Source organism: Arthrobacter sp. CAL618, assembly GCF_000468215.1.
Lineage (GTDB): Bacteria > Actinomycetota > Actinomycetes > Actinomycetales > Micrococcaceae > Arthrobacter_D.
This window is the reverse complement of the sequence record NZ_ASZW01000153.1, coordinates 27,034-33,541: the sequence shown is the minus strand read 5'-3', so window position 1 is coordinate 33,541 and position 6,508 is coordinate 27,034. Positions and strand designations below refer to the sequence as shown.

Here is a 6,508-nt window from a genome sequence, read left to right as displayed (position 1 = left end):
GAGATGGTGCCGTTGGCTTCTGCGGCCTCTTCTTCGTCCGTCCGCTGCTGCTGCCGGGCGGCGTAGCCGAAGCCGACGAACAACAGGCCGCCGAAGGCGAACCACTGCATGGAGTAGGACAGGTGCGGTCCGGCGTCCAGGGACGGACGGGGGAAGATCCGCGGCGAAGTCTCCGGTGCCGGGCTTTCGGCTGACATCAGCCCGTAGGCACCCGTCTGAAGCTCGTAGTCGAGGACCTCGTCGTAGCGTGCCAGGTTGATGGACGCGATCTGGCCCTCCGGGGCCCCGCGATCCAGCTGCGGCTCACCCGGCTTGATCCTCGCCGTCACGGTGACCTCGCCGTCGGGCGGCTGAGGGAAAGCATCGGGACGGCCCGCCGCATCATTGCCGATCGGTAGCCAACCGCGGTTGATAATCACCGCTGACCCGTCCGCCAGTTTGAGCGGCACCAGCACCTCGTAGCCGGGGCGTCCGCTGAAGGGACGGTTGCGCACCACCAGCTGGTTGGCCGTGTCATAGGTTCCGGTCAGCTCAATGGGCAGCCATTCCTCGGCAGGGTCAAACGATCTGAAATCGGCGGTGTCCGCTGCATACGGGACGGCCTGCTGGTCATAGTTGGCTTCGATCCGTTGGATCGTGTCGGCCAGCTGGTCACGACGGTCGAGCTGCCACATACCGAGGGAGCTGCACGCGACGGCGAGCAGGACCACGAGGGCAAACCACCCCAGCCAGCGGGGCGAAACGAGAAACCGGTACATCTATGCTGTGTCCTCGGCTGAGCCCGCCAGGGGCAGGGTTTCCTTCCACAGATCACGGGTCTGCAGGTAGTTCTCCAGCCAGTCGCGGTGCTCCCCACACGCGACCCAAATTTTCCGGCGCTCTAGCGTGTGGATTTTTGGGTTGTTCCATAGCAGCTGCCAGGTTGCGGGCAGCCGGCACGCCTTGCGTGAGCACACGGTCTCGGCGGGCCGGCCGCCCGGCTCCCGCGTGGTTCCTGGGGCAGCGCTGAGCTGCTGCAGCTGGTCAAGAAGATTCATACGGTGGGACGTCCCCTGTACAGCTTGTCGTTGGTGGTGGCCGGGTCGACGTCGTCGTCGTCAATAATTTCGCCCTGCAGCACGTCGTCGGTGGGCTCCGGGGACACCGGGGCCGCGGTCTCAAGAGCGGGGAGGGGCACATTATCGATCAGCGACTGGCTGTGGGGCAGGTCGCTGGTGTCGGACCCACCGTTAGCGAAGATCACCGCGAAGTACGGCAGCACCACCGCACCAACGATCACCACCCACTGCAGCCAGCCCTCAACGAAAAACACGAGGACGATGCAGACGAGACGGATACCCATCGAAATGGAATATTTGATCATTCGCCCGCGTATTTCATCGCTGTGGGCGCTTCGCGCATCGGTAATACTGTGGACGTCAGCGCCATGCCGGATTTGCTTGCTCATCACACTCCAAGGGACCTTTCTATTGTCTCACTCAGTGCCCCAAGATGTTAAAAGCCTGGCAGCCACCAAAGGTTCCCCCGGCGGCTGCCCTTCGCCACATTCTTGCAGTTCAGCAGGTCCCAGCTAGGATCGGCAGGGATAGTTGGAGCAATGATTCTGGAGGAATCCGTGGCAGACGCCGAGCAGGGACGCAGTGTTTTGGTAACCGGAGGCAACCGCGGCATTGGGCTTGCCATTGCGCGAGCCTTTGTTGAGAACGGTGACCGGGTGGCCATTACCTACCGCAGCGGGGAAGTTCCTGAGGGACTTCTCGGTGTGAAAGCCGACGTCACCAGCGAAGCGCAGGTCGACGCCGCGTTCACCGCCGTCGAGGAAGCCCACGGCCCCGTCGAGGTGCTGGTCGCCAACGCCGGGATGACCCGTGACACGCTGCTGCTGCGGATGAGTGAGTCGGACTTCACCGACGTCATCGACACCAACCTCACCGGCGCGTTCCGCGTCATCAAGAGGGCTTCGAAGGGGATGATCCGCCTCCGGAAAGGCCGCGTGGTGCTGATCTCTTCGGTGACGGGGCTGTACGGTGCGCCCGGGCAGATCAACTATTCGGCGTCGAAGGCGGGCCTGATCGGCATCGCCAGGTCGCTCACCCGCGAACTGGGTTCGCGGGGTATCACCGCGAACGTGGTGGCTCCGGGTTTCATTAACACCGATATGACCGCCGAGCTGCCCGAGGACACCCGCAAAAACTACCTCGCCACCATCCCGGCCCGACGGTTCGCTGAGCCGACCGAGGTGGCCAACGTGGTGCGGTGGATTGCCAGCGACGACGCCGCCTACATCTCCGGAGCGGTCATCCCCGTCGACGGTGGACTGGGCATGGGTCACTAACAGCACAGCGTTTATCACCCGTTTTCACTGACTAATGTTTCACCGACTAAGAGGAGTATCTATGGCCGCGTTGGATGGCACAACCGCAATCGTCACCGGATCATCACGCGGAATCGGGGCTGATGTCGCGAAACTGCTCGCGGACCAGGGCGCCGCCGTCGTCGTCAATTACCGCCAGAAGGCACCGCGCGCCGCGAAGGTGGTGGCGGGGATCGAGGCCGCTGGCGGGAAGGCGGTAGCTGTTGGCGCCGACCTGACCACCGCTGAGGGGTCAGCGGCGCTGATCCAGGCAGCGGTCGACAACTTCGGGGGTCTGGGTTTGCTGGTCCTCAATGCGTCGGGCGGGATGGAATCGGGAGTCGAGGAAGACTATGCCCTGAAACTGAACCGCGACGCGCAGGTCAACATGCTCCGCGCGGCGATGGACGTGATGCCGTCGGGTTCCCGCGTGGTGTTCATCACCAGCCACCAGGCGCACTTCATCAACACGGTTCCCACGATGGCAGCCTACGAGGCCGTCGCTCGCAGTAAGCGGGCCGGTGAGGATGCCCTCCGCGAGCTGCTGCCTGAGCTGGAAGCCAAGGGCATCACCCTGGTTGTGGTTTCCGGCGACATGATCGAGGGAACCGTCACGGCAACCCTGCTGGACCGGGCCACCCCCGGGGCGATTGAAGCGCGCCGCGAGCAGGCCGGGCGGCTCTACTCGGTCGCCGAGTTTGCCGCTGAGATCGCGAAGATGGCCACTGCCGATGTCCCCAGCGGACACACGGAGTACGTCGGCGGCTACGAGTACTTCACCAAGTAGTCGGTTCCTTCACCGCCCCAGGATTGGGTCCTGGGGCGGTGAAGCCCATCAAGAGTCAGCCCGGTCCAGGTCAGTACCGGCTGAAGTGCCTGACCACGTCCAGGTAGGGCAGATCGATCGAGGCGTCCGCAGCCGCACGGACCGCGGGCTTGGCGTTGAAAGCCACCCCGAGCCCAGCAGCGCCAAGCATGTCGAGGTCATTGGCACCGTCCCCGACGGCGATGGTCCGCTCCATCGTCACGCCGGCCTCCGCAGCCCACCGCCGCAGGGCCCGTTCCTTGGCTGCGCGGTCCACTACCGGGCCCACGACCTCACCGGTGAGATGTCCGTCGTCGCTGACGCCCAGTACGTTGGCCTCCGCGAAGGTCAGGCTCAGTTGGGCGGCCAGCGGGTCGAGTAGCTGGGTGAAACCGCCCGAGACTGCAGCAACCGCGTGCCCTGCCGCCAGATAGTGGCGGACCAGCTCCTCGGCGCCGTCGCTGAACTCAATGACCGATCCCACTTCGGCGAGGACACTGACCGGAAGGCCCTTGAGCACCGCCACCCTCGATCGGAGGCTCTGGGTGAAATCTATTTCGCCGCGCATCGCCGCGTCGGTGACGGCGGCGACCTCAGCCTCCCGGCCAGCGTGGGCAGCCAGCAACTCAATGACTTCCTGCCGGATCAAGGTGGAATCCACGTCCATGATGAGGAGCTTTCGTCCCTCGTCAACCAGAGGGGGAGGGACGACGGCGCAGCTCAGGTCACCCGTCAGGTGGGGCTGCACAGCGGTCCGCAGGTCGGCGGCGTCGCCGTCGAACGAGACGAAAACGGTGGACGCCTGGAAGCGTGAGCTCCCCGAGTTCTCGAGTTCGATGATCTGGGCACCGGTGTTCTGGACGGCACCCTGGACAGCGATCAGAAACTCATCCGGAAGCTGCACACCGTAACTGACGACACCGAATTCCCTGGGCATAATCCTCCACTTTCACCATTGGTCTTCAACCGCAGCGCGGTCAGCGCCACCAAGCCATTATCGCCGGGCGCCGGGCGGGCCCCGAAATCAGTTCCCCGGACGACGCCGGCCGCTCATCCTGCCCACCGGGCGCCGGGCGGGCGCCGTTTCGCGTTTGCTGCGCTAGTTGGCCTAATGTCTAGTGCTATGAGTGATGTTCTTGAGTTAGCTGGGGTAAGCCTTGTCCGGGGCGGCAAGACGCTGTTGGACAGCGTGGACTGGCAGGTCAAGGACGGCGAACGCTGGGTGATCATGGGCCCGAACGGTGCAGGCAAAACCACCCTGCTCCAGATCGCCGGCGCCCGCATCCACCCCACCCAGGGTGTCGCGGGCATCCTGGACGAAGTGTTGGGTGCGGTGGATGTTTTCGAGTTGCGTCCCCGCATCGGGCTCGCCTCGGCGGCCCTCGCCGCCCAGATACCCGAGCACGAAACCGTGCTCAACGTGGTGGTCACCGCTTCCTACGGGATCACCGGACGGTGGCGGGAGCAGTACGAAAAGCAGGACGCCCGCCGCGCCTTTGCCCTGCTCGATGCGTGGGGCATGTCCACCTTCATGAACCGGCCGTTTGCCTCCCTCAGCGAGGGCGAACGCAAGCGCGTCCAGATCGCCCGGGCCCTGATGACCGACCCGGAGCTGCTGCTCCTCGACGAGCCTGGCGCCGGGCTGGACCTCGCCGGTCGTGAAGACCTGATCACCCGGCTCACTGCCCTGGCCCAGGACGAGGAATCACCGGTCATGGTGCTAGTGACCCATCACCTCGAAGAGGTGCCACCGGGATTCACCCACGCCATGCTGATGCGCGACGGCGCGGTAGTGGCTTCCGGCCCGATCGAGACCGTCTTCACCGAAGAGCACCTCAGCGCAGCTTTCGATGTGCCCCTCGACGTCCGCCAGCAGGACGGCCGCTACACGGCTGTCGCCCGTTCCCGCGCCTAGCGACCGGTACGCCTGCTGATGGAACTGCTGCAGGGTGCCCTCATTTTTGTTGCCGGTCTCTGGGCCGGTGCCATCAATTCGGTGGTGGGCTCCGGTACGCTCGTCACCTTCCCGGTCCTGCTCGCCCTGGGATTCGCCCCGGTCACAGCGACCATCAGCAACGCGATGGGCCTGATCGCGGGCGGTGTATCGGGAACCTGGGGGTACCGTCGTGAACTTGCCGGTTTGCGCTCTACCATCCTTCGCCTGCTTCCCGCCTCGGTTCTCGGGGGGATCACCGGTGCAGCTCTCCTTTTGAATCTGCCGGAACAGGTCTTCGAATTCGCGGCGCCAATCCTGATCGTCATTGCCCTGGGGTTTGTGATCTTCCAGCCCGCGCTGCAACGCAGGGTGCTGCTCCGGGCTGAACGCAAGGAGTCCACCCGGGCCCACCCCGTGGGGCTGACCATCCTCGTGTACCTGGCGGGCGTCTACGGCGGGTATTTCGTCGCAGCTCAGGGCATCCTGCTGGTGGGTATCCTCGGCATTTTCCTGCACGGCACCATCCAGAACGCCACCGCAGTGAAGAACCTGCTGGTGCTCGCCGTCAACGTGGTGGCAGGCATTTCGTACATGCTCTTCGCGTTCGACCGTATCAACTGGTGGGTGGTTCTGGTCATCGCCGTCAGCTCACTCATTGGCGGCTTCTTTGGTGCGGTGATCGGACGCAGGCTACGTCCGGCAGTGCTGCGGTCGATCATCGTGACTCTCGGCCTGATCGCCCTCTACATCATGGTCGCCCGGCTGGTCACCGGATGAGCATCCACCGCCTAACCGACCCCGCCGACCCGCTGGTGTCGGACTACACCTCCCTGACCGATACACAGCTCCGCCGACGACGGGAACCCGCCGAAGGCCTCTACATTGCCGAAAGCACCAAGGTGCTCCGGCGAGCCGTCGACGCCGGCCACACCCCACGGTCCTTCTTTCTCACCGACAAATGGCTGCCCGATCTGCAGGACCTGCTGGAGCGTTTCCCCGCGGTCCCCGCTTTCATCGGCACCGAGCAGATCCTCGAACAGATCACCGGGTTTCATCTGCACCGTGGTGCGCTGGCCGCCATGGACCGGCCCCGTCCGCTCGACCTCGATGGGGTACTGGAGGGCGCGCACCGGATCGCTGTCCTTGAGGACATCGTCGACCACACCAACCTCGGCGCTATCTTTCGCTCCGCTGCGGCACTCGGTGTGGACGCCGTCCTGATCAGTCCGCGCTGCGCCGACCCGCTTTACCGGCGTGCAATCAGGGTCAGCATGGGCGCCGTTTTCCAGGTGCCATGGGTGAGATTAACCGAGTGGCCTGCGCAGCTCGGCGATCTGCAGGAGGCAGGATTCGTGGTTGCCGGCCTCGCCCTGGGGGACAGGACCATCGCCCTGGACGACCTCAGCGCCGCCCG

At 64.8% G+C, this 6,508-nt stretch carries 9 protein-coding genes; 5 read left to right on the top strand and 4 right to left on the bottom strand.

What is annotated here, in order from left to right; genetic code table 11:
- The 3 genes from K728_RS0109350 to K728_RS0109340 all read right to left on the bottom strand — a co-directional run.
- Positions 1-758 (bottom strand): SURF1 family cytochrome oxidase biogenesis protein (locus K728_RS0109350; protein ID WP_024476531.1); only part of this gene is annotated, 758 nt, incomplete at its 3' end.
- The gene (locus tag K728_RS0109345; RefSeq protein ID WP_024476530.1) at positions 759-1,037 is read right to left on the bottom strand and encodes a hypothetical protein; all 279 of its coding nucleotides are present in this window, start codon (positions 1,035-1,037) and stop codon (positions 759-761) included.
- Entirely contained in the window at positions 1,034-1,447 is a 414-nt protein-coding gene (locus K728_RS0109340) for a DUF3099 domain-containing protein (RefSeq protein ID WP_024476529.1), read from the bottom strand. Before K728_RS0109340 ends, K728_RS0109345 begins: the two co-directional genes overlap by 4 nt.
- 150 nt (positions 1,448-1,597) lie before the next feature.
- Here K728_RS0109340 and fabG point away from each other — a divergent pair, with 150 nt between their 5' ends.
- Complete coding sequence (gene fabG / locus K728_RS0109335) at positions 1,598-2,335, top strand: 3-oxoacyl-ACP reductase FabG (RefSeq protein WP_019482668.1); 738 nt, start codon at positions 1,598-1,600, stop codon at positions 2,333-2,335.
- A 61-nt stretch (positions 2,336-2,396) separates the two neighbouring features.
- Positions 2,397-3,140 carry an SDR family oxidoreductase gene (locus K728_RS0109330; RefSeq protein WP_019482669.1) on the top strand — a complete coding sequence of 248 codons (744 nt, stop codon included), beginning with the start codon at positions 2,397-2,399 and terminating at the stop codon, positions 3,138-3,140.
- A 70-nt stretch (positions 3,141-3,210) separates the two neighbouring features.
- Here K728_RS0109330 and serB read toward each other — a convergent pair whose 3' ends face one another.
- Positions 3,211-4,095 carry a phosphoserine phosphatase SerB gene (gene serB, locus K728_RS0109325; RefSeq protein WP_024476527.1) on the bottom strand — a complete coding sequence of 295 codons (885 nt, stop codon included), beginning with the start codon at positions 4,093-4,095 and terminating at the stop codon, positions 3,211-3,213.
- 186 nt (positions 4,096-4,281) lie between these two features.
- Between serB and K728_RS0109320 the strand changes: the two genes are divergently transcribed.
- The 3 genes from K728_RS0109320 to K728_RS0109310 form a co-directional block, all read left to right on the top strand.
- Positions 4,282-5,073: an ABC transporter ATP-binding protein gene (locus K728_RS0109320; RefSeq protein WP_024476526.1), complete on the top strand. Its 792-nt coding sequence runs from the start codon at positions 4,282-4,284 to the stop codon at positions 5,071-5,073.
- Positions 5,074-5,091: 18 nt separating this feature from the next.
- Positions 5,092-5,871 (top strand): sulfite exporter TauE/SafE family protein, encoded by a 780-nt coding sequence (locus K728_RS0109315; RefSeq protein ID WP_024476525.1) that lies wholly within the window; start codon positions 5,092-5,094, stop codon positions 5,869-5,871.
- A partial coding sequence (locus K728_RS0109310) for a TrmH family RNA methyltransferase (protein ID WP_443110955.1) occupies positions 5,868-6,508 on the top strand: 641 nt, incomplete at its 3' end. The genes K728_RS0109315 and K728_RS0109310, both read left to right, overlap by 4 nt.